The organism is Cupriavidus mimosae (assembly GCF_023952485.1).
Lineage (GTDB): Bacteria > Pseudomonadota > Gammaproteobacteria > Burkholderiales > Burkholderiaceae > Cupriavidus > Cupriavidus taiwanensis_C.
In genome coordinates, this window is the sequence record NZ_JALHRY010000001.1 from 576,005 (window position 1) to 599,094 (window position 23,090).

20 protein-coding genes are annotated in these 23,090 nt (G+C 66.1%); 14 read left to right on the forward strand and 6 right to left on the reverse strand.

Translation table 11 applies throughout. The annotated features are described in order from the left end of the window. Positions 1–8: 8 nt before the first annotated feature. Together MKD50_RS02525 and MKD50_RS02530 are read left to right on the forward strand one after the other, a co-directional pair. Entirely contained in the window at positions 9–926 is a 918-nt protein-coding gene (locus tag MKD50_RS02525) for a DUF2950 domain-containing protein (RefSeq protein WP_115701698.1), read from the forward strand. A gap of 20 nt (positions 927–946) precedes the next feature. Continuing rightward, complete coding sequence (locus MKD50_RS02530) at positions 947–1,333, forward strand: hypothetical protein (RefSeq protein ID WP_115701696.1); 387 nt, start codon at positions 947–949, stop codon at positions 1,331–1,333. 46 nt (positions 1,334–1,379) lie between these two features. Here MKD50_RS02530 and MKD50_RS02535 read toward each other — a convergent pair whose 3' ends face one another. After that, entirely contained in the window at positions 1,380–1,727 is a 348-nt protein-coding gene (locus MKD50_RS02535; protein WP_252666278.1) for a hypothetical protein, read from the reverse strand. A gap of 236 nt (positions 1,728–1,963) precedes the next feature. Here MKD50_RS02535 and MKD50_RS02540 point away from each other — a divergent pair, with 236 nt between their 5' ends. Further along, positions 1,964–3,715, forward strand: a complete 1,752-nt coding sequence (locus MKD50_RS02540) for a SulP family inorganic anion transporter (RefSeq protein WP_115701692.1) — start codon at positions 1,964–1,966, stop codon at positions 3,713–3,715. 106 nt (positions 3,716–3,821) lie between these two features. Here MKD50_RS02540 and MKD50_RS02545 read toward each other — a convergent pair whose 3' ends face one another. Then, positions 3,822–4,580, reverse strand: a complete 759-nt coding sequence (locus MKD50_RS02545) for a DsbA family oxidoreductase (protein ID WP_252666279.1) — start codon at positions 4,578–4,580, stop codon at positions 3,822–3,824. Positions 4,581–4,828: 248 nt separating this feature from the next. Between MKD50_RS02545 and MKD50_RS02550 the strand changes: the two genes are divergently transcribed. The 9 genes from MKD50_RS02550 (at position 4,829) to fabI (ending at position 15,553) form a co-directional block, all read left to right on the forward strand. Next, complete coding sequence (locus MKD50_RS02550) at positions 4,829–5,848, forward strand: AraC family transcriptional regulator (protein ID WP_115701688.1); 1,020 nt, start codon at positions 4,829–4,831, stop codon at positions 5,846–5,848. 302 nt (positions 5,849–6,150) lie between these two features. Further along, positions 6,151–6,615 carry a MaoC family dehydratase gene (locus MKD50_RS02555; RefSeq protein WP_115701686.1) on the forward strand — a complete coding sequence of 155 codons (465 nt, stop codon included), beginning with the start codon at positions 6,151–6,153 and terminating at the stop codon, positions 6,613–6,615. Positions 6,616–6,736: 121 nt separating this feature from the next. After that, entirely contained in the window at positions 6,737–8,446 is a 1,710-nt protein-coding gene (locus MKD50_RS02560) for an alpha/beta fold hydrolase (protein WP_252666481.1), read from the forward strand. An 85-nt stretch (positions 8,447–8,531) separates the two neighbouring features. Next, positions 8,532–8,972, forward strand: coding sequence for a phasin family protein (locus MKD50_RS02565; protein WP_240070998.1), 441 nt, complete (start codon positions 8,532–8,534; stop codon positions 8,970–8,972). Between the two features lie 64 nt (positions 8,973–9,036). Beyond that, positions 9,037–9,870: a poly(3-hydroxyalkanoate) depolymerase gene (phaZ, locus tag MKD50_RS02570; protein ID WP_115702590.1), complete on the forward strand. Its 834-nt coding sequence runs from the start codon at positions 9,037–9,039 to the stop codon at positions 9,868–9,870. A gap of 302 nt (positions 9,871–10,172) precedes the next feature. Beyond that, a complete protein-coding gene (locus MKD50_RS02575) occupies positions 10,173–12,488 on the forward strand; it encodes a DUF3141 domain-containing protein (RefSeq protein WP_252666280.1) in 2,316 nt (771 codons plus the stop codon). 75 nt (positions 12,489–12,563) lie between these two features. Then, positions 12,564–13,502, forward strand: a complete 939-nt coding sequence (locus tag MKD50_RS02580) for a phosphate acetyltransferase (RefSeq protein WP_115701680.1) — start codon at positions 12,564–12,566, stop codon at positions 13,500–13,502. Between the two features lie 4 nt (positions 13,503–13,506). Next, positions 13,507–14,697 carry an acetate/propionate family kinase gene (locus tag MKD50_RS02585; protein ID WP_252666281.1) on the forward strand — a complete coding sequence of 397 codons (1,191 nt, stop codon included), beginning with the start codon at positions 13,507–13,509 and terminating at the stop codon, positions 14,695–14,697. Between the two features lie 73 nt (positions 14,698–14,770). Beyond that, a complete protein-coding gene (fabI, locus tag MKD50_RS02590; RefSeq protein WP_252666282.1) occupies positions 14,771–15,553 on the forward strand; it encodes an enoyl-ACP reductase FabI in 783 nt (260 codons plus the stop codon). A 30-nt stretch (positions 15,554–15,583) separates the two neighbouring features. On the opposite strand, the gene MKD50_RS02595 is transcribed toward fabI, so the two are convergent. After that, entirely contained in the window at positions 15,584–16,135 is a 552-nt protein-coding gene (locus MKD50_RS02595; protein ID WP_252666283.1) for a GNAT family N-acetyltransferase, read from the reverse strand. Between the two features lie 165 nt (positions 16,136–16,300). On the opposite strand from MKD50_RS02595, the gene MKD50_RS02600 reads away from it, so the two are divergent. Further along, complete coding sequence (locus tag MKD50_RS02600; protein WP_252666284.1) at positions 16,301–17,842, forward strand: MltF family protein; 1,542 nt, start codon at positions 16,301–16,303, stop codon at positions 17,840–17,842. Between the two features lie 73 nt (positions 17,843–17,915). On the opposite strand, the gene MKD50_RS02605 is transcribed toward MKD50_RS02600, so the two are convergent. The 3 genes from MKD50_RS02605 to MKD50_RS02615 all read right to left on the reverse strand — a co-directional run bounded on the left by MKD50_RS02605 (position 17,916) and on the right by MKD50_RS02615 (position 21,853). Then, positions 17,916–19,394 carry a DASS family sodium-coupled anion symporter gene (locus MKD50_RS02605; protein WP_252666285.1) on the reverse strand — a complete coding sequence of 493 codons (1,479 nt, stop codon included), beginning with the start codon at positions 19,392–19,394 and terminating at the stop codon, positions 17,916–17,918. 56 nt (positions 19,395–19,450) lie between these two features. Then, positions 19,451–20,398, reverse strand: coding sequence for a lactate/malate family dehydrogenase (locus tag MKD50_RS02610; protein ID WP_252666286.1), 948 nt, complete (start codon positions 20,396–20,398; stop codon positions 19,451–19,453). A gap of 267 nt (positions 20,399–20,665) precedes the next feature. After that, complete coding sequence (locus MKD50_RS02615) at positions 20,666–21,853, reverse strand: CaiB/BaiF CoA transferase family protein (protein WP_252666287.1); 1,188 nt, start codon at positions 21,851–21,853, stop codon at positions 20,666–20,668. A 90-nt stretch (positions 21,854–21,943) separates the two neighbouring features. Here MKD50_RS02615 and MKD50_RS02620 point away from each other — a divergent pair, with 90 nt between their 5' ends. Next, positions 21,944–23,083, forward strand: a complete 1,140-nt coding sequence (locus MKD50_RS02620; RefSeq protein ID WP_115701664.1) for an acyl-CoA dehydrogenase family protein — start codon at positions 21,944–21,946, stop codon at positions 23,081–23,083. The last annotated feature ends 7 nt before the right edge of the window (positions 23,084–23,090 follow it).

Here is a 23,090-nt window from a genome sequence, read left to right on the forward strand (position 1 = left end):
CCTCGATCATGACCTCACCTCTCGCCCTTGCCTTGCGCCATCCGGTCCGGTATTTGGGCTGGCTGCCCAGCCTTTTGCTCGTGCTCGCCATGGCGTACGGGCCGGCGGCGCGCGCGCAGAAGCCCTTCGAATCGGCCGAGGCGGCAATGAACGCCTTCGGCGACGCTGTTGCCCGCCAGGACGACACTGCCATGAAAGCGCTGCTGGGCAATGATTTCCGCCAGCTGATACCGCCCGTGGGCGCAGAAGTCCGGCAACGCTTCCTGGAGCAATGGCAGGTCGCGCACGCGCTCCAGCCGGTCGACGACAGCCACGCCCGCATCGCCGTGGGCAACGACGGCTGGACCCTGCCGGTGCCGCTGGTAAAAGGCACCAGGGGCTGGCAGTTCGATACCCGCGCCGGGGTCGAGGAGATGCGCATCCGCCGTGTCGGGCGCAACGAGCTGGCGGTGATGCAGACGATGCTGGCGATCTACGATGCCCAGAACGAATATGCCCAGACCGACCACGACGGCGATGGCGTGCTGGTCTATGCGGGCCAGTTGGCGAGCACCGCCGGCAAGCGGGATGGTCTGTACTACCCGACTCGCGACGGCGAGCCAGCCAGCCCGCTGGGGGCAGCTTTCCTTACCGCCGGCAAGGGCAAGGCCGGGCAGGGCTACTATGGCTACCACTACAAGCTGCTGACCGCGCAAGGCCCGCACGCGCCGGGCGGCGCGTACAACTATGTGGTCAACGGCAAGCTCTTCGGCGGGTTTGCGGTGCTGGCCTGGCCGGTGAAGTATGGCGATACCGGCGTGCAGAGCTTTATGGTCAGCCACGACGGCCAGCTGTTCGAGCGCGACCTCGGGCCCGACAGTGCGGCCCAGGCCGCGAAGATCCGGTCGTTCGATCCCGGCCCCGGCTGGAGCCGGGTGACGCCATGACATGCGCTACAAGTGGGGCCATGAAGCGCGCCATCAAGCGGGCGGGCGCTGCGCCGGGTGTCGTGGCCGCGGCTGGCGTGGTGCTGTGGCTGTCGGCGTGCGCATACCCTTACCCGGTCGAGCCGGTGGCGATGGTGCCAACCACCTACCCCGGCTCGCAGCCTACGCGCTACGATCGCGCCTTTGACGCCGCCGCCGGCGCGCTGCAAGACCAGGGCGTAACGATCCGGGTGCAGGATGCGACCGCCGGCACCATCGCCGGCAGCCGCAACAACCGGCCGGTGTCGGCAAGCGTGCGGCGCCAGGCCGACGGCACGGTGCGGGTGCAGTTTGACGGCGGCGACCCCGATGACCCGGGCCTGATGCAGCGCATCTCGCGCAGCTATGACGCGCGCATGGGGCGCTGAGCCGGCCTCCCTTGCCACGCCAGCGCGCGCGCAACCCGTGGCGCGGCTACGTGCAGTTGGCCCGATAGGCTTCCTGCAGCGACTTGCGGGACTTGTCGCGCTCGATCTTGGGGATCGTGCGTCCCTGGGCTGTCTGCGTGGCCGGGCCGGAAGACTGGTAGGAGCGCTGTTTCGAGGTGGCGTTGTACTGCGCCTTCAGCGATTCGCATTTGGCCCGCCTGGCCTGGTCCGGGTCTTCGCTGGGGGCAGCCGGTGGGCGGTAGGGGCTGGCACCGCCCTGCACGGCCTCGGCGATGGCGCCGGCGGCATCCGGCGCCGAGGCATGCTGTGCGCTTGCGGCGGTGCAGCCCAGTGCCAGCAGCGCCACGGCCATGCATTGTCTGGAGATCAGCATGAAAGACCCCGGTTGCGATCGGCAATGCCGCATGGCGGTGCCGCGAGCCGCGAGCACCATTGCCCGATCGTCCGGCCCGACAACCATGATATGTGCCAAGGCGTGGATTGCCAGTGCCTTGTTGCCGGCGCACGCGCCGCGACCTGCAGCGTCCCCTGGTCCGGCACAGCCCTGACACGCACCCAGCGCCGGTAGTCCACGCAGGCGGTAGCGCGCCTTAACCCAGGACAGGCCCAATGCAGACTGAACCGCTTACCCCGCATGGCGAGCGCAGCGCACGGAGCGAGCCCGGCTGGTGGCGCTGGCTGCCCGGCCTGACCATGCTCAGGACCTACCAGGCCGCCTGGTTGCCGCGCGACCTGGCGGCCGGCCTGGTGCTGACCACCATGCTCGTGCCGGTCGGCATTGCCTATGCCGAGGCCTCGGGCGTGCCCGGCGTGTACGGGCTGTACGCCACGGTCGTGCCATTGCTGGTCTATGCCGTGTTCGGTCCCAGCCGCGTCCTGGTGCTGGGGCCGGATTCGGCGCTGGCGGCGCCGATCCTCGCCGTGGTGATCCAGGTCTCCGCTGGCGATCCCGCGCGCGCGATCGCCGCGGCCAGCATGATGGCGGTGGTCTCGGGCGTGGTCTGCATCGTGATGGGGCTGCTGCGGCTGGGATTTATCACCGAGCTGCTGTCCAAGCCGATCCGCTACGGCTACATGAATGGCATCGCGCTGACGGTGCTGGTCAGCCAGTTGCCCAAGCTGTTCGCCATCTCGATCGACGAGGGCGGGCCGCTGCGCGAGATCCTGGCGCTGGGCCGGGCCATTCTGGACGGCCAGACCAACTGGTACAGCTTTGCAGTCGGCGCTGGCAGCCTGGTGCTGATCCTGCTCCTCAAGCGCTTTGAGCGGCTGCCCGGCATTCTGATCGCGGTGGTCCTGGCCACCATCGCGGTAAGCGTCTTCGGCCTGGACCGGGCCGGCGTGAAGGTGCTCGGCCCGATCCCGCAGGGCCTGCCGCAACTGGCGCTGCCGTGGCTCAGCGGCGCCGACCTGGTCAAGATCGTGCTGGGCGGCTGCGCCGTCGCGCTGATTGCATTCGCGGATACCAGCGTGCTTTCGCGCACCTATGCGGCGCGCTACCAGAGCCGGGTCGACCCGAACCAGGAGATGGTGGGCCTGGGCGCCGCCAATCTGGCCGCGGGCTTCTTCCAGGGCTTCCCGATCAGCAGCAGCGCCTCGCGCACGCCGGTGGCGGAGGCCGCCGGGGCGAAGACGCAGCTGACCGGCGTGGTCGGCGCGCTGGCCGTGGCGGTGCTGCTGCTGGTTGCGCCCAACCTCTTGCAGTACCTGCCCAGCAGCGCGCTGGCGGCAGTGGTGATTGCCGCCGCGCTCGGCCTGTTCGAGTTCGCAGATCTCAGGCGCATCTATCGCATCCAGCAATGGGAGTTCTGGCTGTCCATGGTGTGCTTTGCCGCGGTGGCGGTGTTTGGCGCGATACCGGGCATCTGCCTGGCCGTGGTGATTGCCGTGATCGAGTTCCTGTGGGATGGCTGGCGCCCGCATTTTGCCGTGCTCGGCCGTGTCGAAGGGCTGCGTGGCTACCATGACGTGCAACGCTATCCGCATGCGAAACGCATCGACGGCCTGCTGCTGTTCCGCTGGGATGCGCCGCTGTTCTTTGCCAATGCCGAGCTGTTCCAGGAGCGGCTCATGGAGGCGGTGGAGGACTCGCCCACTCCGGTGCGCCGCGTGGTGGTGGCCGCCGAGCCTGTCACCAGCGTGGACGTGACCTCCGCCGACATGCTGCGCGAACTGATCCGGACGCTGCACGAGCGTGGCATCGCGGTGCACCTGGCCGAGATGAAGGATCCGGTGCGCGACAAGCTGAAGCGCTTCGAGCTGCTGGAGCTGATCGGCGAGAAGAACTTCCACGCCACCGTCGGCGGCGCGGTGGATGACTACGTCGGCAAGGGCAGGGCGCCTGCGCCCGGCGCGGGGTGAGCCGCGGCGGTTCGGCAGCGAGGCGCGCCGTTTTTCCGGGTGTCTTCGCGTATTAGTGGTGGGAGGGGCTTGCCTGGTTTTGGCCTTGCGGCCAGCGCTCAAGTCCTTAGCCGGCCGCCAAGGTGGCGCGCCGTTTGGCACGTGCCAGCGCCTGGTGCATGGTTTGGAGCAGCACCTCGGGCGGGCGCGCACCCGACACGCTGTGCGTGCCGTTGAACATAAAACACGGAACGCCGAGACCGGGGCGCGCCGGCGGGTCGAGCGGGCCGTGCACCGATGGCAGCCAGTCCAGGTCATGCCCGCCGGTACTGTCGGCATGCCCTGGCAAGGCGAGGCCGCACGAAGCCGCGGCCTGCCGCAGAACCTGCGGGTCGCCGATATTTTCGGCGCGAATGAAGTAGCGCTGGAACAGTTCTTCGATCAGCAAGCCAGCCACGCCAGCGCCCGCCTGCTGGCGCGCATGGCGCACCAGCCGGTGGGCCAGAAGCGTGTTCGGGAAGGTTTCGATGCGCTCCAGCGCCAGCGTGAGGCCGGCATCCTTTGCCGCGGCACGCACCTGCGCCTGGCGCATCGCCACGGCCTCCGGGCTGCCCAGCCGCGCCAGGTAGAACTCGCGGTACGGAAGGCCGGCAGGCGGGGTCGTGGGGATCAGCGGATAAGAACGCCACGCCACCTGCACGGCGACGTCCGGGCGCTCGCGGCCAAGCCAATCGATGGCGGTTTCCAGGTGCTTCTTGCCGATCAGGCACCAGGGGCAGATCAGGTCGAAATAGGCCTCGACCAAAAGCGTCGCCGGTTGCTCCGAGGCAAACGACTGGCGCCTGGAACCGTTGTCGGGGTGTGGGGAATTGTCGGGGCATTGCATGCGTTGGCTCCTGCTCACATCATCGGTGCGGGCACCTGCCGGGTAGCCGGCGGCGCGGTCCCACGGCTCTTGTTGCCGTCTGCGGTGAGCACGGAGTTTGGTCCAATGGTGCGAGGAAATTTTGACGATACGGGACGATCAATTGACATTTCGTGACAGGCAGGGAAAACACGATGTCCGGCGGCCCCCCGGCAGCTTGCGTGTTCGCGGGCGGCAGCCGCAGAATGCGCCGACCTCTTTCCCGCGGCATGCATTGCCGGCGCGCTGGCGTGAACGCTTTGTCTCCTACCGTCCCCATCTCTGTCGTCAACGGCTTTCTTTGCGGCGCCGACCCCATGGCGATCGCGCGGCTGGCGGAGCGCTCCGGCATTGCGGCCGAATTGCTGGCGGAGCCGGCGGCGCGCGTGACACAAGAGCAGTTCGCCACGTTGTACCGGCTGCTCGCACACGAACACGACGATGAAATGCCGGGCATCTTCAGCCGCCCGCTGCGCAATGGCACGCTCAAGTACCTGTGCCTGAGCTTGCTGGATGCGCCAAGGCTGGAAGTGGCGCTGCACCGGTTCGGGCAGTTCTTCCACCTGATCCTCGACGATTTCCGCGTCGAGTCGCGGCGCGATGGGGCTTCGGGCTATGTGGAGCTGATGGAGTATCCGGCGTCGCCCGCCGTGAGCATGCTGGGCCGCGAGCTGATGCTGAAGCTGGTGCATGGCGTCACGTCGTGGCTGGTTCGCAAGGAGATTGCGCTGCAGGCGGTGGAACTGCCATCCGGCCGGCCGCCGCTGGCCAGCGACCATCTCTACCTGTTTCCCGGTCCGGTGCATTTCGGCTGCCAGCGGACCCGCATGATCTTTGACGCGGCTTACCTCGACATGCCGGTGCGCCAACGCAAGCCGGATCTGGAGAAATTCCTGGCGCGCGCGCCCGAGGACTGGATCTTTGTCTCGTTCGACGAGCAGATGACCTGTCATCGCGTGCGGCAGTACGTGGCCGACCGCCTGCCTGAGCCACCCACGATAGAGGCCGCGGCGCTGGCGCTGCATTGTTCGGTGCGCACGCTGTGCCGCCGCCTTGCCGCGGAAGGCACCACCTTCCAGGCCATCAAGGACCATGTCCGCCGCGATATCGCCATCCAGCGCCTGACGCGTTCGGCGGATCCGATCGCGGCCATTGCCTTCGACGTGGGCTTCGACAATCCCACCGCGTTCCATCGTGCCTTTCGCCACTGGACCGGCAGCACGCCGAACGCCTACCGCCGCGCGCCGTAGCCGCGTATCTCAGCCGCGCATCTCAGCCGCGTATCTCAGCCGCGTATCTCAGCCGCGCATCTCAGCCACGTATCTCAGCCAGGCAATGTGCCGGCAATGCCGGCCGGCGACTGACCGTTTACGCCATCGCGGGCGGCTGCGCGTGGGCAGTGCGCGGCTGCCGCGGCACACGCGCGCAAAGCGGCAGGTTTTGTCAGCGATTGGGCCGGATTTGGTAGCCGCCCTGGCGCGCGCCGCCACTACGATGCCGGCATCAGATCCGCGCGGGCCAACGCGCGGCACCGAATCAAGCGAGGGGACATATGGCAATCGAAGGCTACAGCATGGCAACGCTCTGCGCGTTCGTCGGCAAGGAACTCGGCGTGTCCGAGTGGATGGAAGTGGACCAGGCGCGCATCAACGCGTTCGCGGAATGCACGGAGGACCGCCAGTGGATCCACGTTGACGTCGAGCGCGCCCGCAAGGAAAGCCCGTTCGGCGGCACCATCGCCCATGGCTACCTGACGCTGTCGCTGCTGGCGGGAAAGCTGACCGGCATGGGCGTGGTGCCGGGCGACGCCCGCGCCGCGGTGAACTACGGCCTGGAGAAGACCCGCTTCCTGGCGCCGGTCAGGGCAGGCGGGCGCGTGCGCAACCGCGTCAGGCTGTTGGCCGTCGATGACAAGGGCGACGGCCGTGTGTTGTTGCGCATGGAGAACACGATGGAAGTCGAGGGCGAAGCCAGGCCGGCAATGGTGGCGGAAGCCCTGGCGCTTGTCATGGCATGAGGCGGGACACGGGGAACAGGGCAGAGAACAAGGCAGAGGCAGGAGCAGCAACATGACAACCGCATCCAGGGCGCGCCGGCCGGCCAGCAAAGCCGGCAGGAACAAGCAGGCCGCGACGGTGATGGCCGCCACCGCGGCCGGGGCCATCGAAGCCATCGAAGCCATCGAAGCCATCGAAGCCATCGACGCGAACCCGGCGCTGGCCGGTCCCAATCCATTCGTCGGCCTGAGGCCGGAGGACTTCGTCAGCACCGCGCAGCAGATCGGCGCGCAGTGCGTACAGGAGCCGGTGCTCGTGCTCGAGCAGCAGGCGCAACTGGCGCACGATCTCGTCAGCGTCCTGGATGGCTCGGCGCCGTTGCCGTCGGCGCGGGACCGGCGCTTTGGCGATGCCGCCTGGCGCGACAACCCGTTGTACCGGATGTCGCTGCAGGGCTACCAGGCCTGGCGAGACGCACTTGGCGGCTTGGTGCGGCGCTCGGTGATGGACGCGCGCAGCAAGCACCGCGCGCAGTACTTCACCGAGCTGGTGATCGATGCGCTGGCCCCGACCAATACCCTGCTGGGCAACCCCGCCGCGCTGAGAAGGACGGTGGAGTCGTGCGGGATGAACCTGGTCAGCGGGCTGGCCAACCTGGTCGCCGATACCCTGGGCAACGGCGGCATGCCAGCCCAGGTAGACAAGGAAGCCTTCAGCGTCGGCCGGAACCTGGCGACGACGCCGGGCGCGGTGGTGTTCCGCAACGAAGTGCTGGAGCTGATCCAGTACGCGCCGTCCACGGCCCGCGTGCATGCGCGGCCGCAGCTGATCGTGCCGCCGCAGGTCAACAAGTTCTATGTGTTCGACCTGGCCAGCGGCAAGAGCATGGTGGAGTACCTGCTGGCGCAGGAGCTGCAGGTATTCATCGTCAGCTGGCGCAATCCCACCACGGCGCAGCGCGACTGGAACCTGGACACCTATGTCAGCGCGCTGATCGAGGCGATCGGGGCGATCCGCGACATTACCGGCAGTGCCGACGTCAACCTGCATGGCGCCTGCTCCGGCGCGATGACCATGGCGGCGCTGATGGGTTATTGCGCCGCCAGCGGCGAAAAGCTGGTGCATGCCGCGACGCTGATGGTGTCGGTGTTCGGACTCGATGCGGAGTCTCAGCTCGGGCTGTTCAGCACGCCCGAGGCCGTCACGGCAGCGCGGCAGGGCAGCCAGGCGCTCGGCGTGCTCGACGGCGCGGCGCTGGGACGGATCTTTGCCTGGCTGCGGCCCAACGACCTGGTGTGGAATTACTGGGTCAACAACTACCTGCTCGGCAATGCTCCGCCGGCCTTCGATGTCCTCTACTGGAACAACGACACCACCCGGCTGCCCGCCGGCCTGCACGGCCAGTTCCTCGACATGCTTACGCTGAACCAGCTCGCCACGCCGCGCACGCTGCACGTGCTGGGCCACGCCATCACGCTGTCGGACGTTACCTGCGACAAGTATGTGCTGGCCGGCATGACCGACCACATCACGCCATGGAAGGCGGTTTACCGGTCGATGCACGCCTTTGGCGGGCGCACCGAGTTCGTGCTGAGTTCCAGCGGCCACGTGCAGAGCCTGGTCAATCCCCCCGGCAACCCGAAGGCGAAGTTCTGCCGCGGCGGCGCGGCGGCCGCCGATCCGCAGGCCTGGCTTGACGGCGCGACTGCCGTGCAGGGCTCGTGGTGGGAACACTGGAGCCAATGGCTGAAGGCGCGCTCAGGACCAAAGCGCCGCGCGCCCGAGGTTCCCGGCAGCGCGAGATTCGCACCTTGTGGCGAGGCGCCCGGACGCTATGTGAGCGAAGCGTGATGCGCGGGTCCATGGGCGCAGGCCCATGGCGTGGCGGCCCACCGCAGTTTCGATTTTTGCAACCCAACCGTGAGGAGATACCCAGATGGAATCCACCAACACCGCGGACGCCGCCGCCCGGCAGGCGTCCCAGGCCCCGCACCGCAAGCTGCTCGACTTCGTCCGGCACAATCGCCTGGACCCGGCCGCGATCCTCGAGTCGCGCCGCAAGGACATCGAGGCGCTGGCCAGCATCAACATCACGCTGCTGAGCGGCCTGCAATCGGTGGTGCGCCTGCAGGCCGAGTACCTGTGCGACACCGCCGCCGACCTGCAGGCGCTGGCGCGCGGCGGCGAGCCCGCGGAGGGCAAGGCTTCCGCCAGGGTGGCGCAAGCGCTGCCGCGCTCGCTGCACAAGGCCGTGGCCGGCCTGCGCGGCCTGAGCGATACGCTCTACAAGACCCAGGCGGACAGCATCGCCACGGTCGGCCGGCGCATCGCCGAGAACGTCGAGGAGGTCAAGGGCATCCTGCGCCCCAAGGCATAAACGCCGGCGGGCATGGCCGGCGCGCCGGCCATGCCCGCGCGCCAAACGTCTCCAGGACGAACTGATGACAACCATCGATGCCGGCACGCCAGCCGGCCACAAGCTCCAGGTCCGGACCGTGGATCTGGACGGCCAGATACTCAGGACCGGCATCCGGCCGGGCCGGGACGCAGGCCCGCCGCTGCTGGTCTTCAACGGCATCGGCGCCAACTTCGAACTGCTCAGGCCCTTTGTCGACGCACTGCCCGACATCGAAGTGATTCTCTTCGACGTTCCCGGCGTGGGCGGCTCTCCCGCGCCGCTGATGCCTTACCGCTTCTCCAGTCTCTGCGTGCTGGCCGACCGGCTGCTGTCGCGCCTTGGCTACGATGGCCAGGTGGATGCGCTGGGCGTGTCGTGGGGCGGAGCGCTGGCGCAGGAGTTTGCCCGGCTTCATGCCCGCCGTTGCAGGCGCCTGGTCCTGGCGGCCACCTCGCCCGGCGTCATCATGGTGCCCGGCAGGCTGTCAGTGCTGACCAAGATGATCGGCCTGCGCCGCTATACCGATCCGCAGTACCTGCGCCGCGTTGGTGCCGACCTGTATGGCGGCGCCTTGCGCCATGACCCCGCATGGCTCGACCAGCACGGCCGGCACATGCAGCCGCCGCGCGGACGAGGCTACCTCTACCAGCTGCTGGCGGCCTGGGGCTGGAGCAGCCTGCCCTGGCTGGGCGCGCTGAAGCAGCCCACGCTGGTGATGCACGGGACCGACGACCCGATCGTGCCGCCGGTCAATGCCAGAATCCTGGCCGCGGCCATTCCCCACGCGGCGCTGCAGCTGGTCGACGACGGGCACCTGTTTCTTGTGACGGGCGCCGACAGCGCAGCCAGGACCATCCGCCGCTTCCTGCGCGCATAGTTAACCGCTTCGGCGCACGCCTTGACGCGCACGCGGCACGCCACCCGGATGGGGGCGCATGCTGCGGTTCGTGAGCCGGGCATCACCCTTTCGGGTGGGCGGTTTTTCTTATCTCGCGCTTGGAAAAATTTCATCTCTGCCGCGGGACCGGCTCCCATTAAAGTTGGTCAGAGCAGGAATATGGACGCACCCGGGACCATCCAGCGGGGCCGGTCCAGGGTATGCAGGGACAACCCGGGCAGGCTGAAGGGGTGTATCCACCATAAGTACTGGATGCAGCAGGATTCTTGGCGGAGGACGGCATGGATGCAGGCAAGCAACTGGCTCACGCGCGTGAGGTGGGCGTCAAGACGGGTGTCGTGCTGCAAAAGCGGCTGAGGAACGCGCAGGAGGCCTACACACATCGTGTGCAGGAGGCCATGGGCAAGGACAACGCGGCTCCCGCGCCGGCGCAGTGGACGGCCGGCCTCGATCCGATGAACGGCTATGCCTACGCCGTCGACAGCATGCAGCGTGCCATCCTGTTCTGGGACACGCTCAGGGAGCGGGGCAACCACTTTGTGGAAAACGCTACGCACGGTCTCAAGCCGGTCCTGCACTTCGACTACGAAACCGTGATGGATGGCCGCCAGTTCGCGCGCCCAGTCAACTACGCGCTGCTGAAAATCACGCCGCCCGAAGGCATGACCATCGATGACAGCCGCCGCCCTTATGTCATCATCGATCCGCGTGCCGGGCACGGCCCGGGTATCGGCGGGTTCAAGGACGATTCGCAGGTGGGCGTGGCAATGCGTGCCGGCCACCCGGTCTACTTTGTTATCTTCTTCCGTGACCCGGAGCCGGGGCAGACGCTGCTCGACGTATGCGAGGCGGAGCAACAGTTCATCCGCAAGGTGCGGGCCCTGCATCCGGACAGCGCCAAGCCGGCCATCATCGGCAATTGCCAGGGTGGCTGGGCCGCGATGATGCTCGGTGCATCGGACCCGGACGACACCGGCCCGATCGTCATCAACGGTGCGCCGATGTCGTACTGGAGCGGTGCCTGGAGCGCGGGCGAGGGCGACAATCCGATGCGTTATTCCGGTGGCCTGCTGGGCGGCACCTGGCTGGCATCGCTTACGGCGGACCTCGGCAACGGCAAGTTCGACGGCGCCTGGCTGGTCCAGAACTTCGAGAACCTGAACCCGGCCAACAGCCTGTGGGACAAGTACTACAACCTGTACCGCAAGGCCGATACCGAGCCGCCGCGCTTCCTCGAGTTCGAGCGCTGGTGGGGCGGCTACTACCTGATGAACCGCGAGGAGATCGAATGGATCACGCGCAACCTGTTCGTCGGCAACAAGCTGTGGAGCGGCGACGTCAAGGCGGCAGGCGGCAAGGGCTTCGACCTGCGCGAGATCCGGGCGCCGATCGTTCTGTTTGCCTCGATGGGCGACAACATCACGCCGCCGCAGCAGGCCTTCAACTGGGTCGTTGACGTCTATGGCAGTACCGACGAAATCAAGGCGCGCGGCCAGGTCATCGTCGGGATGATGCACCGGAGCGTGGGCCATCTTGGCATCTTCGTCTCCGGCAAGGTCGCACAGAAGGAGCATGCGCAGATCGTTTCGGTGCTCAAGAGCATCGAACTGCTGCCCCCGGGCCTCTACGGCATGGTCATCCACGAACACAAGCGCGGCGATGGCATCGAATACGAGGTCGAGTTCGAGGAACATTCGCTGGAGGAGCTCGCCGGCCGGCTCAACCGCTTCGAGCGGGCCGACGAGAAACCGTTCGAGGCCGTTGCCGCGCTGTCGGACTTCAACCAGCGCGCCTATGAACTGTTCGCGCAACCGTTCGTCCAGGCAATGTCGAACGAGGCGTCGGCACGGATGCTGCGCGAGTTCCATCCGCTGCGGGTGCAGAACTGGGCGTTCTCGGACATGAATCCCTGGATGGCCTGGCTGAAGCCCGCGGCCGAGGCGGTCAGGGCGAACCGCCAGGTCATGGCGGATGACCATCCGCTGAGGCAGCAAGAACAGGCGGCGGCGGAAATGCTCAGTGCCGGCCTCGACGCTTACCGCGCCGTGCGCGACGCGATGACGGAGGCATCGTTCTTCAACCTGTACGCCAACCTGTTCTCGTTCCTGTCGCTGGACAAGCCTTCCGCGCCGGCCGCCATGGCGCCGCAGGAATCGCCGGAAGTCAGGGCCGCGCTGGCCTCGGTCGGCGAGGGCGGATACACCGAGGCGATTGCCCGGCTGGCCTGCCTGCTCAATCGCAAGGGCGAGCCATTGCCGCTGTCCCGGCTGGAACTGCGCAAGGAGCTGGTGACGGACTACGCGGACTTCCTGCCGGAACTCCCCTCTGACGCCTGGCGCAAGACCCGGGGCCAGCAGGAGCTGATCACCCGGTACGCGCCCGAGCAGGCGCTGGAGACGCTGCCGGCCTTGCTCAGGCACCAGGCTGACCGCCAGCGGCTGCATGCGCTGGCAGAAAAACTGCGTACCGACGAGCGCCTGCTTGGCACCAGCCCCACGGCGGAGCAGGCTGCGATGCTGGGGCGGATCCGCGCGGTGCTGGCGCCGAAACCCGAGCGCGGCCGCGCCGCTGGCGCACCGCTCACCCGTGCGTCCTAGGGCGATGCGGTACGAGACCACGTGGGTACCCAGCGCCGCCCGCCGACCACGCTGAAACCAGAGCAGGAGCATGCCGTGAACGCCAGACATGAGAAGTACCAGCGGCTGATCGACTATTGCAAGACCATCCCGCCCACCCCGACCGCGGTGGCGCATCCATGCGATCAGGCGTCGCTGGAAGGCGCAGTCGAGGCGGCCCGCATGGGCCTGATCGCGCCGATCCTGGTCGGGCCGCGCAGCCGCATCGAGGACGCCGCGCGTGCCGGCGGCATCGACCTCGGCGCGTACCCGATCGTCGATGCGCCGCACAGCCACGCGGCGGCTGCGGCCGCGGTGCAACTGGTGCGCGAAGGCAAGGCCGAGGCCATCATGAAGGGCAGCCTGCACACCGACGAGCTGATGGGGGCGGTGGTCGGGGGCGACAGCGGCCTGCGCACCGCCCGGCGCATCAGCCACTGCTTCGTGATGGACGTGCCCGGGCACGAGGACGCGTTGATCGTGACCGACGCCGCCGTCAATATCGCCCCGACCCTGACCGAAAAGGCCGATATCCTCCAGAACGCGATCGACCTGGCCCACGCCCTGCAACTGAAGGAAGTCCGGGTGGCGATCCTGTCGGCCATGGAGACCATCAATCCCAAGGTGCCCTCCACCATCGAAGCCGCCGCGCTGTGCAAGATGGTCGACCGCCACCAGATCACCGGCGCGGTGGTCGACGGCCCGCTCGCGCTGGACAATGCCATCAACCTGGATGCGGCACGCATCAAGAAAATCGATTCGCCGGTGGCCGGGCGCGCCAACGTCTTGCTGGTGCCCGACCTGGACGCCGGCAACATGCTCGCCAAGAGCCTGACGTTCCTTGCCGGCGCGGATGCCGCCGGCATCGTGCTGGGCGCGCGGGTGCCGATCATCCTGACCAGCCGTGCCGACGCCGTGACGACGCGGCTGGCGTCGTGCGCGGTGGCTGCCCTGGTCGCCAAGGCGCGGCGAGAGTCCACCCAGGTGGCGGGGTGACGTCATGGCAGAGATCATCCTGGTCCTGAACGCGGGCTCGTCAAGCCTCAAGTACCGCGCCTACGATGTCCATGACAACGCACTGAGGCTGGTACTGCGCGGCAGCCTCGAAGGGCTTTACACCGCTCCGGCGTTTCGCGCGGCCGACGCGGCCGGCGCCGAAGTCGAAGCCAGGCAGTGGGATGCCGGCACCCAGCTCGGGCACGAAGGCGCTATCGCCTACCTGGCGGATTTCCTGCGCGGCCATGGGGAAGGGCATACGCTCGCCGCGGTGGGGCACCGGGTGGTGCACGGCGGCGTGCGCTTCACGCAGCCGGCAAGGGTGACCGATGCGCTGCTGGCGGAACTCGACACGCTGTGCCCGCTCGCGCCGTTGCACCAGCCGCACAATCTCAAAGCCATCCGCATTCTCGCGCAGCGGCATCCGGCCTTGCCGCAAGTGGCGTGTTTCGACACCGCCTTCCACCGCGCGCAGCCCGAAGCGGCGCAGGCGTTCGCGCTGCCGGTGGAGATTACCGGACGCGGCGTCAGGCGCTATGGCTTCCATGGATTGTCCTACGAGTACATTGCCGGCGTCCTGCCGCGCATCGACGCCGCCGCGGCGGCGGGCCGCACCGTCGTCGCCCATCTCGGCAATGGCAGCAGCATGTGCGCACTGGTGGCGGGGCGCAGCGTGGCCAGCACCATGGGCTTCACCGCCGTGGACGGGCTGCCCATGGGAACGCGCTGCGGCAGCCTGGATCCGGGCGTGATCCTGTACCTGATGGGCGAGCTCGGCATGGATGCCGGGGCGATCGAGGACCTGATCTACCGCAGGTCGGGATTGCTCGGCATGTCCGGCCTGTCGAGCGATATGCGCGCACTGCTCGCCAGCGACGACGCGCGTGCCCGCTTTGCCGTCGAGGTGTACACGTACCGCATCGCGCGCGAGCTTGGCTCGCTCGCTGCGGCCGCGCAAGGACTGGACGCGCTGGTATTTACCGCGGGCATCGGCGAGCATGCGGCACCGGTTCGCGAGCGCGTGTGCCGGCAGGCGGCATGGCTGGGCGTAAGCATCGATGCCGCGGCCAATGCGCGTAACGGGCCGCGGATCAGCGAGGTATCGGGCAAGGTACCCGTCTGGGTCATCCCGACCGACGAGGAGTTGATGATCGCCAGGCATACCCGGGAGATCATTGCGACGCCCGCGCCATGACCGCCGAACCGGCAGAGTGATCGACACGGCGCGATGGGCGCCGCGGCAGCAATGAACCTTCAGGGGACGCGACATGACACCCGAGAACAGACCGCCGATTCTCGCCAATACCAGGGCACTCGTCTGCGGGATTGCGAACGCGCATTCCATTGCCTACGGTTGCGCCCGGGCCTTCCACGAACTGGGCGCGGAAGTTGCCATCACCTATGCCGGCGAAAAAGCCCGTCAATATGTCGAACCGGTGGCACAGGAACTTTCCGCCCCGATCTTCCTTCCGCTGGACGTGACCAGCGAGGCGGAAATGGATGCGCTGTTCACGCGGATCAGGGAGCAGTGGGGAAAGCTCGATATCCTGTTGCATTCGGTGGCCTGGGCCCCGAAGGATGACCTGCAGGGCGGCCTGCTCAATTGTTCGGCGGAAGGCTTCGCCCGGGCCATGGACGTATCCTGCCATTCCTTCATACGCATGGCCCGCCTGGCGGCGCCGCTGATGCGCGACGGCGGCACCATGTTCACCATGAGCTATCACGGCGCCAACAAGGTGGTGCCGAACTATAACGTCATGGGACCCGTGAAAGCGGCGCTCGAAGCGGTGTCGCGCTACCTGGCGTACGAACTTGGCCCGCAGGGTATCCGCGTGCATGCGATCTCGCCCGGGCCGCTCCAGACCCGCGCGGCATCGGGCCTGAAGGATTTCGACCTGATGCTCGCCGACGCGGTGCAGCGCGCGCCGCTCGGCGAACTGGTCGACATCATGGACGTGGGCTACACCTGCGCATTCCTGGCCACGCCGTACGCCCGGCGGCTGTCAGGCGAAACCCTGTATGTCGATGGGGGCGTCAACATCATGGCCTGAGCGCCGCCCCCGAGCGGGCGCCCGCGCCAGCTATTGCCCGCTGTCCTGCAACGCCAGCGTGACGACACGTAGCGTGGCGTCGTCGGGGCACGGTGTGTCGGCAAATCCCAGGCGCTTCGCCAGGCGTCGCATGGCGGTATTCGACGACAGCACATAACCGTCCATGCGCCGATAGCCGCGGCGCCTGGCAACATCGATCAATACCCACAGCAACTGGCTGGCGAGACCGAGCCCATGCCAGTCGTCGCTGACCGTCACGGCGAACTCGCAAGCGTCGCTGCCCGGTGCGGCAGCATAGCGGGCACCGCCGACGATGGCAGGCGCGTCGTTCTCCGTGGCGATCGCCACCAGGGCAAACTCGCGCTCCGGCGACGGATGCGTCGCCTGCTCGAGCATTGCCTCCGGCAGTTGCCGCATGGCCGCCATGAAGCGGGTGTACCGCGCATCGGCGGACAGCTGGTTGAACGCGGCCAGCAGGCCGGCCTTGTCACCTTCGCCGATTTCCCGCACCAGGAGCTCGCGACCGTCGCGCACGGTGACATTGAATGGTGCAAATACGGTTGCCGGATCGCTCTCTTGCATGGGCAGTGAAGATAGATGAGGTGAGCAGGGAATAGCCTGGGCAGATGCAGTTCATAGTAGTTGATGCGCAATTCCGGTGCCGGCACCCGCTTGCAACTCCCCATTTCGTGCCTAGACTCCATATGGGCAAACCGCGCGCTTGCTTGCGCGGCTTGCGATCCCGCCATGTCCGCTGTCCGCCCTTCCCGTTGGCTGGCAGGCCTTCTTATGTACGGCCTGATGGGCGCGTTCAGCCTTTGCGGACCCTCTGCCGCTGCCCAGCAAGCTCAGCCATCGCCAAATCCGCCAGCGTCGTCCCCTGCCGCTACCGCCGCGACCGGCCAGGCCACTCCCGCCAAGCCGCGCGGCCTGAACCTTGCCAACAAGCCCCGTACCGGCGACTTCGACGTGATGCTCAAGAGCCGCGTCATTCGCGTGCTGGTGCCGTACAGCCGCACGCTTTACTTCAGCGACAAGGGCCGCGAGCGCGGACTGACCGCGGAGCTGGTGCGTGACTTCGAGCGCTACCTGAACAAGAAATACGCCGACCAGCTCGGCAAGCGCCCGCTGACCGTCGTCATCATCCCGACGACGCGCGACCGGCTGCTGCCCGACCTGATGGCGGGGCTTGGCGATATCGCCGCCGGCAACCTCACCGAGACCGAAAGCAGGCTCAGGCAGGTGGACTTCACCGCGCCGCGCGACCGCAAGCCGGTGCGCGAGCTGGTGATCACGGGGCCAAAGGCGCCGCCGTTGCAGCGCCTCGACGATCTTGCCGGAAAGACCGTGCATGTCCGGCGCGCCAGCAGCTATTTCGAAAGCCTGACCGTGCTGAACGACGGCCTGCGCCGCGCCGGCAAGGCGCCGGTCAAGCTGGTCATGCTGCCCGACGCGCTCGAGGACGAAGACGCGCTCGAGATGCTCAACGCGGGCGTGCTGCAGATCCTGGTGGTCGATGACTGGAAGGCCGCGACGTGGGCGCAGATCCTGCCAAATATCAAGGTGCGCCAGGACCTCGCCGTGCGCGAAGGTAGCTATACCGGCTGGGCCTACCGCAAGAACAGCCCGCAACTGCGGCAGGCAATCGAGGACTTCTACCTCAATGTCGTCAAGAAGCAGGGCGGAGCGGAGTACCGGCTAAAGCAGACCATGCTGCGCATCAAGCAGATCAAGAACAACACCGACGATGCCGAGTACAAGCGCTTCCAGCAGACCATCGGCTTCTTCGAAAAATACGGCAAGGACTATGGCTTCGACCCGCTGATGCTGGCCGCGCAGGGTTTCCAGGAATCACAGCTGAACCAGGAGGCGCGCAGCCATGTCGGCGCGGTCGGCATCATGCAGATCATGCCTGCCACCGGCAAGGAACTGAATGTCGGCAATATCCGGATGGCCGAGGCCAACGTCCACGCCGGCGCCAAGTACATGGACCGGCTGATGACGAAGTACTTCCCCGACGCGCATTTCTCGGAAGCGAACCGGCCGCTGTTCGCCTTTGCAAGCTATAACGCCGGGCCGGGCAATATCGCCAAGATGCGCAAGGAAGCGGCGGCGCGCGGACTGGATCCCGACAAGTGGTTCAACAACGTCGAGATCGTGGTGGCGGAAAAGATCGGCATCGAGACCACCACCTATGTGCGCAATATCTTCAAGTACTACGCGGCGTACCGGCTGATGCAGGACATGCAGGCGTCGCGCGAGCGCGCCATCAGGCAGGTACAGAAGTAGCGGCGGCAGCCCAACCATAGGGGGACCGCCTGGCAACTACCTGCGGGACCGTTGCTGGCAACAGGGCTGCGCCTCAGACATGCCCGAGCAACTTCCACCAAAGCGGACCTACGACCAGCCAGATGACCATGTAGATCAGACTCATGAAGAACCCGGCCTTCCACCAATCTCCTTGCGAAACATAGCCAGCGCCAAACATTACTGGACCCGAACCGATGCCGTATTGCGTCAGACAACCGTTGATGTTGCTCAGAATGCCAAGGGCCACGGCTGCCGTGAAGGGAGGAATGCCGGCGGCAACCATCAGTGCCATCGACAGTGGAAACAGAGCGCTGATATGTGCCGTGGCGCTGGCGAAAAAGTAGTGTATGTAGCAGTAGATTGCCGCCACCAGCATATAGACAGCCAGCCTCGGGAAGCCCTCGAGATAGGCGCCGAATTCCTTGCCGAACCACTTGACCATGCCGTATTCGTTGAGCTTGGACGCAAGCATGATAAGCAAGCCAATCCAGATCATGGTGTCCCACGCTGACTTCTCGTCGAGGGCGTCCTGCCAGGTCAGCACACCAGTGATGAAAAGCAGCGAGACACCGAGAGCAGCGGCGAGCGTCGCACTGATCTTCAGGTTCTCGCCAAAAATCCAGAGGACCAGCAAGCCGAAGAAGATCGCGCCCATGATGATCTCCTTGGAGGAGATGCTTCCCATCGCCGCAAGCTCTCTCTGCGCCAGCGCCGTCGCATCGGGCGTTTTCCGGATCTCCGGCGGGGCAATCCACAGCATCGCCAGGGGAATGATCGCCAGGCATAGCAACCCGGGGACGGATGCAGCCACCGCCCACTCAAGCCAGCTGATCGAGACCCCCTGGTCTGCAGCCAGCTTGACGGAAAGCGGATTACCAGCCATCGCAGTGATGAACATCCCTGCCGTAATGATATTCGCGTGGAAGGCACAAAGGATCAGATAGCTTCCTACCTTGCCTCGGGATTCGGGATCGCCGGCATGGCTGCCAAGAACTTCTGCGATCGCACGGGTAATCGGCAGCATGACTCCGCCGGCGCGGGCGGTGATGCTTGGCATGGCGGGCGAAATCAGCAGTTCGGTCATGGCCAGTCCGTAACCCAAGCCCACTGTCCGCTTACCCAATAGTCGCATGAACAGCAACGCGATACGACGCCCCAGACCGGTCTTGATTACGCCGCGGGAAATGAAGAAGGCGAGCAGCACGAGCCAGACCAGATCGGTACCCGTGGATCTGGTTACGTCTGCAAACGACACGACCCCAACCAGTACGCCTGCAGTTGCGCCAATGATGGCGACTGCCGCCATCGGCAGCGGTGCTGTCATGATGCCGGCAATGGTCGCAACGAATACTGCAAACATGTGCCACGCATTTAGCTCTAGCCCAGCCGGCGGCGGAAGGAACCACAAGATAATGCCGATGCCAAGCGGGACCAGGAATTTCCAGGTCTTGCCAAGTTGACTGGCGGGAAGTGTTGGCTTCGTCGCGGGAGTACTCGGCGGCGGCGTTTCCTTGGCATGAGACAGAGCCATGATTTGCCTCCTGATGGCATTGAATTTTGACGAGTTTCCAGCCTGAAGCCGTGGATCTACAGTGCCGCCCGGACGCTGTCGGTGGCCTCTTTGACGATGCTTGCGCTGCGTTGCAGGGACGTACGCTCAATGGCGTCAAGGTCCGGGTAGGCCAGCAGTTGGGCGCCAGTGCTATTGAGCACCAGCGGCAGCGACAGACATACCTCGGAAATTCCTTCGATTTCGGCGTGCACGATACCGACCGTGATGATGAGGTCGGTGTTGTGCACGAGAGCCTCGCAGATGCGGCCGATCGCGCTGGCAATGCCATAGTGGGTGGCCCCTTTCCCTTCTTTGATCAGCTTGGCCGCCTCGTGGACGGAGCGCAGGATCAGATCGCGGCTGGCAGGCCCCAGTTCCTTGCCGCTCTTGGTCAGGAACGCGTCGAGGGACATCCCGGAAACCGTCGCGCCGGACCAGGCGATTAGGGCGGACTCGCCGTGTTCGCCCAGGACGTAGGCATGAATCGCCGGTGCGACGACGCCCAGGCGCTCGGAGAGCAGCGAGCGCAGTCGCCCCGTATCGAGCGAGGTGCCAGTACTGATGACACGCTCCCGCGCGCAACCGAGGCGGTTAAATACGACAGCGGCAAGAACGTCGCAGGGGTTGGCGGCAATGACGTAAATTGCATTGGGTGCGAGCCCGGCCACCCGATCGACAATCTCGAGCGCGACTTCCGCATTGGTCTTGGCCAGGTCCAGGCGTGTCTGGCCCGGTTTCACACCGACGCCGGCCGTTATCACGATGATATCTGCGTCGCGGGCGTCTTCGTATTCACCAGCCTGGAAGCGATGGTGCCCCCAGAACGCCGCGGCATGGGCGAGGTCGAGCACCTGTCCTTCCGCCCTGACTCGCGCGAGGTCGATGGCGACGATCTCTGCGCTCGGAATGGCCAGAGCCGTAAATAGTGCCGCCGAGCCGCCCACCAGGCCTGCCCCAACAATGACAATCTTGGGCTGACGCATCGCATGCCTCCGTTGGGACATGTATTCAACGGCCCGACTCATCGGCATCTATGTCGAATTCGCCGTATGAACACTAGGGCAACCGCGCACCATTTTCAACCCCGCCCCACAGCCGGTCCGCGCACTCACAAGGTACGACACGAAACTGGCATCGGGGATTGCGCGGCGGACGCGCTCGTGCGCGGGGACAAGCCACAACTCCGTGGCCGCAGCGCATATCGCGATGCAACGCCCCGCGTGCCAGTGTTGGCGGATACCCCCATCGCGTCACGGCGCGGGATTCAGGATACGCTCGGTATCCTCGCCCAGGTTAGGCGCGGGCTTATAGATCGACGCAGGCGTTTTCGAAAAAATCGCGGTCGGACGCGTCGTCACCACTTCGCCTTCGGTGGGGTGCCCCATGGTCTGGAACAAGCCTGTGGTCTGCACCTGGGGATGGTCCTGGATGGTGTGGATGGAGTACATCTCAGCGACCGGGATATCCATCTCCCGGCAAACGTCCATCATTTTGCGAGTGGTGTATTGCGCGGTGATCTTGCGCAACTCCGCGTAGATTGCCTGGATATTCTTGTTGCGCTCGATGCGGCTGCCGATATTGAACTGGTCGATGAACTCGCCGCGCCCGAAGCGGTGGAAGAAGGCCTTCCAGTGCTGCTCGGTGTACGGCAGCACGGCGATATAGCCATCCCGTGTCGGCGAGGGCTTGCGCCCGCCCTTGAGCAGCCGCGCATAGCCGGCATCGCCGATGGGCGGGTGGAAACCATGGCCGCCCAGGTGTTCGGTCATGGTGAAGGCGACCATGGTCTCGAACATCGGCACTTCCACGTACTGGCCTTCGCCGGTGCGGGCCTTGTGCACCAGTGCGCCGAGAATGGCGTTGGCCGTGGCCAGGCCGGCGATCTTGTCGGCCAATAGCGTGGGCGGATAGTCTGGTACGCCGCTCTCGTGGCCCACCAGATGGGCCAGGCCGCAAGCCCCCTGGATGATGTCGTCGAACGCGGGCTGGCCGGCAAAGGCGCCACCCTCGCCAAAGCCGGTGGCGGCGCAATAGATGATGTTCGGGTTGATCCGTGCCACCGCATCATAGTCAAAGCCCAGCCGCTGGATCGCCTTGACGCGGATGTTGTGCACCAGCACGTCGCAGCGGGCAATCAGCTGGCGCAACTGCGCCTTGCCTTGCTCCGTCTTCAGGTCGATGCAGACCGAACTCTTGTTGCGGTTGATATTCATGAAGGTCGAGCTCATGCCGGGCGTGCGGCTAACACCGTTGGCACGCATCAGGTCGCCCTCGGGCGGCTCCACCTTGATCACTTCGGCACCGTAGTCAGCCAGCACCTGGGTCGCGACCGGACCCAGCACCACGGCGGTCAGGTCCAGCACCCGGATACCGGCAAGAGGGCCGCGGGGCACCGTGGCGGAAGGTTGCTTCGGGTCGGTCGTGTCGCTTGCTTTCATAGTGGACTGGCTTCTCCTCGTAATTACCTAGAGCGGATTCGATGCATTGACTATAGAGTGTTGCTTGTTCGCAAGCAAGTAAGGATAAACATGGATACGTTGCACATCGCGGTGGGCGACTTGCCTCCGGAATGCGAGGCGCTGCGCCAGGAAGCTAGGACGTTTGCCAAAGAGCACATGACCAGGTATTCCCGCGTCGAGCGGGCGCACAACTGGGCCGGGCGCGACCCCGCATTCTCGAAAAAGATGGGCGAGCAGGGCTGGCTCGGCATGACCTGGCCGACCGACGTCGGCGGCGGCGGCAAGAGCATGCTGGAGCGCTATGTGATGCTCGAAGAACTGCTGGCCGTGGGCGCGCCGATGGGTTCGCACTGGGCCGCGGACCGGCAGATGGGCCCGCTGCTGATCCGCTACAGCCGGGACAAGCTTGCCCCGAAGATCATTCCGGAGATCCGCCGCGGCGAGGCCTTTATCTGCATCGGCATGAGCGAGCCTGACTCGGGTTCCGACCTGGCCTCGATCCGCACGCGCGGCACCAAGGTGGAAGGCGGCTGGAAGATCAACGGCCGCAAGGTATGGACCTCGGGCGCCCACCATGCACACTACATGGTGGCGCTGGTGCGCACCAGCGAACGCGGCGATGACCGCCACGCCGGCATGAGCCAGATCTTCATCGAGATGGACCGGCCGGGCGTGACCGTGCGCCCGATCGTGTCGCAACTGGGCACGCGCATCTTCAACGAGGTGATCCTCGACGATGTCTTTGTCCCCGACGACCACCTCGTCGGCGAAGAGGGCAAGGGTTGGAGCCAGGTCATCAACGAGCTGAAGTACGAGCGCTCCGGGGCGGAGCGCTTCCTTAGCAGCACGCAGCTGCTGCTGGAGATGCTCGATGCCGCCGATGCCGGCAACCGCCAGCAGGCGGTGGCGCTTGGCAAGGTGATCGCGCGTTACGCCACCCTGCGCCAGATGTCGCAGGGCATCGCGCTGATGCTGGCCGAGGGCCAGGACCCGTCGCTGGCCGCCTCCATCGTCAAGGATCAGGGCGCGCTGCTGGAGCAGTCGCTGCCCGATATTGCCTATGAGGTATTCCCTGACCGGCTGGGCGATGGCAGCGAATTCGACCAGGTGCTGAACCTGGTAACGCTGGCAGCGCCGTCGTTCTCGCTGCGCGGGGGTACGAGAGAGATTTTGCGCGGAATTATTGCGAAAGGACTGGGGCTGCGATGAGCGACAA

Coding starts and splice junctions, on each gene's coding strand:
- MKD50_RS02560 (WP_252666481.1), top strand. CDS start 6,737: ATGGCCGCCACCGCGGCCGGGGCCATCGAAGCCATCGAAGCCATCGAA.
- MKD50_RS02610 (WP_252666286.1), bottom strand. CDS start 20,398: ATGCGTCAGCCCAAGATTGTCATTGTTGGGGCAGGCCTGGTGGGCGGC.
- MKD50_RS02600 (WP_252666284.1), top strand. CDS start 16,301: ATGTCCGCTGTCCGCCCTTCCCGTTGGCTGGCAGGCCTTCTTATGTAC.
- MKD50_RS02585 (WP_252666281.1), top strand. CDS start 13,507: ATGGCAGAGATCATCCTGGTCCTGAACGCGGGCTCGTCAAGCCTCAAG.
- MKD50_RS02530 (WP_115701696.1), top strand. CDS start 947: ATGAAGCGCGCCATCAAGCGGGCGGGCGCTGCGCCGGGTGTCGTGGCC.
- phaZ (WP_115702590.1), top strand. CDS start 9,037: ATGACAACCATCGATGCCGGCACGCCAGCCGGCCACAAGCTCCAGGTC.
- MKD50_RS02615 (WP_252666287.1), bottom strand. CDS start 21,853: ATGAAAGCAAGCGACACGACCGACCCGAAGCAACCTTCCGCCACGGTG.
- MKD50_RS02575 (WP_252666280.1), top strand. CDS start 10,173: ATGGATGCAGGCAAGCAACTGGCTCACGCGCGTGAGGTGGGCGTCAAG.
- MKD50_RS02550 (WP_115701688.1), top strand. CDS start 4,829: ATGCATTGCCGGCGCGCTGGCGTGAACGCTTTGTCTCCTACCGTCCCC.
- MKD50_RS02620 (WP_115701664.1), top strand. CDS start 21,944: ATGGATACGTTGCACATCGCGGTGGGCGACTTGCCTCCGGAATGCGAG.
- MKD50_RS02595 (WP_252666283.1), bottom strand. CDS start 16,135: ATGCAAGAGAGCGATCCGGCAACCGTATTTGCACCATTCAATGTCACC.
- MKD50_RS02545 (WP_252666279.1), bottom strand. CDS start 4,580: ATGCAATGCCCCGACAATTCCCCACACCCCGACAACGGTTCCAGGCGC.
- fabI (WP_252666282.1), top strand. CDS start 14,771: ATGACACCCGAGAACAGACCGCCGATTCTCGCCAATACCAGGGCACTC.
- MKD50_RS02565 (WP_240070998.1), top strand. CDS start 8,532: ATGGAATCCACCAACACCGCGGACGCCGCCGCCCGGCAGGCGTCCCAG.
- MKD50_RS02605 (WP_252666285.1), bottom strand. CDS start 19,394: ATGGCTCTGTCTCATGCCAAGGAAACGCCGCCGCCGAGTACTCCCGCG.
- MKD50_RS02555 (WP_115701686.1), top strand. CDS start 6,151: ATGGCAATCGAAGGCTACAGCATGGCAACGCTCTGCGCGTTCGTCGGC.
- MKD50_RS02525 (WP_115701698.1), top strand. CDS start 9: ATGACCTCACCTCTCGCCCTTGCCTTGCGCCATCCGGTCCGGTATTTG.
- MKD50_RS02540 (WP_115701692.1), top strand. CDS start 1,964: ATGCAGACTGAACCGCTTACCCCGCATGGCGAGCGCAGCGCACGGAGC.
- MKD50_RS02535 (WP_252666278.1), bottom strand. CDS start 1,727: ATGCTGATCTCCAGACAATGCATGGCCGTGGCGCTGCTGGCACTGGGC.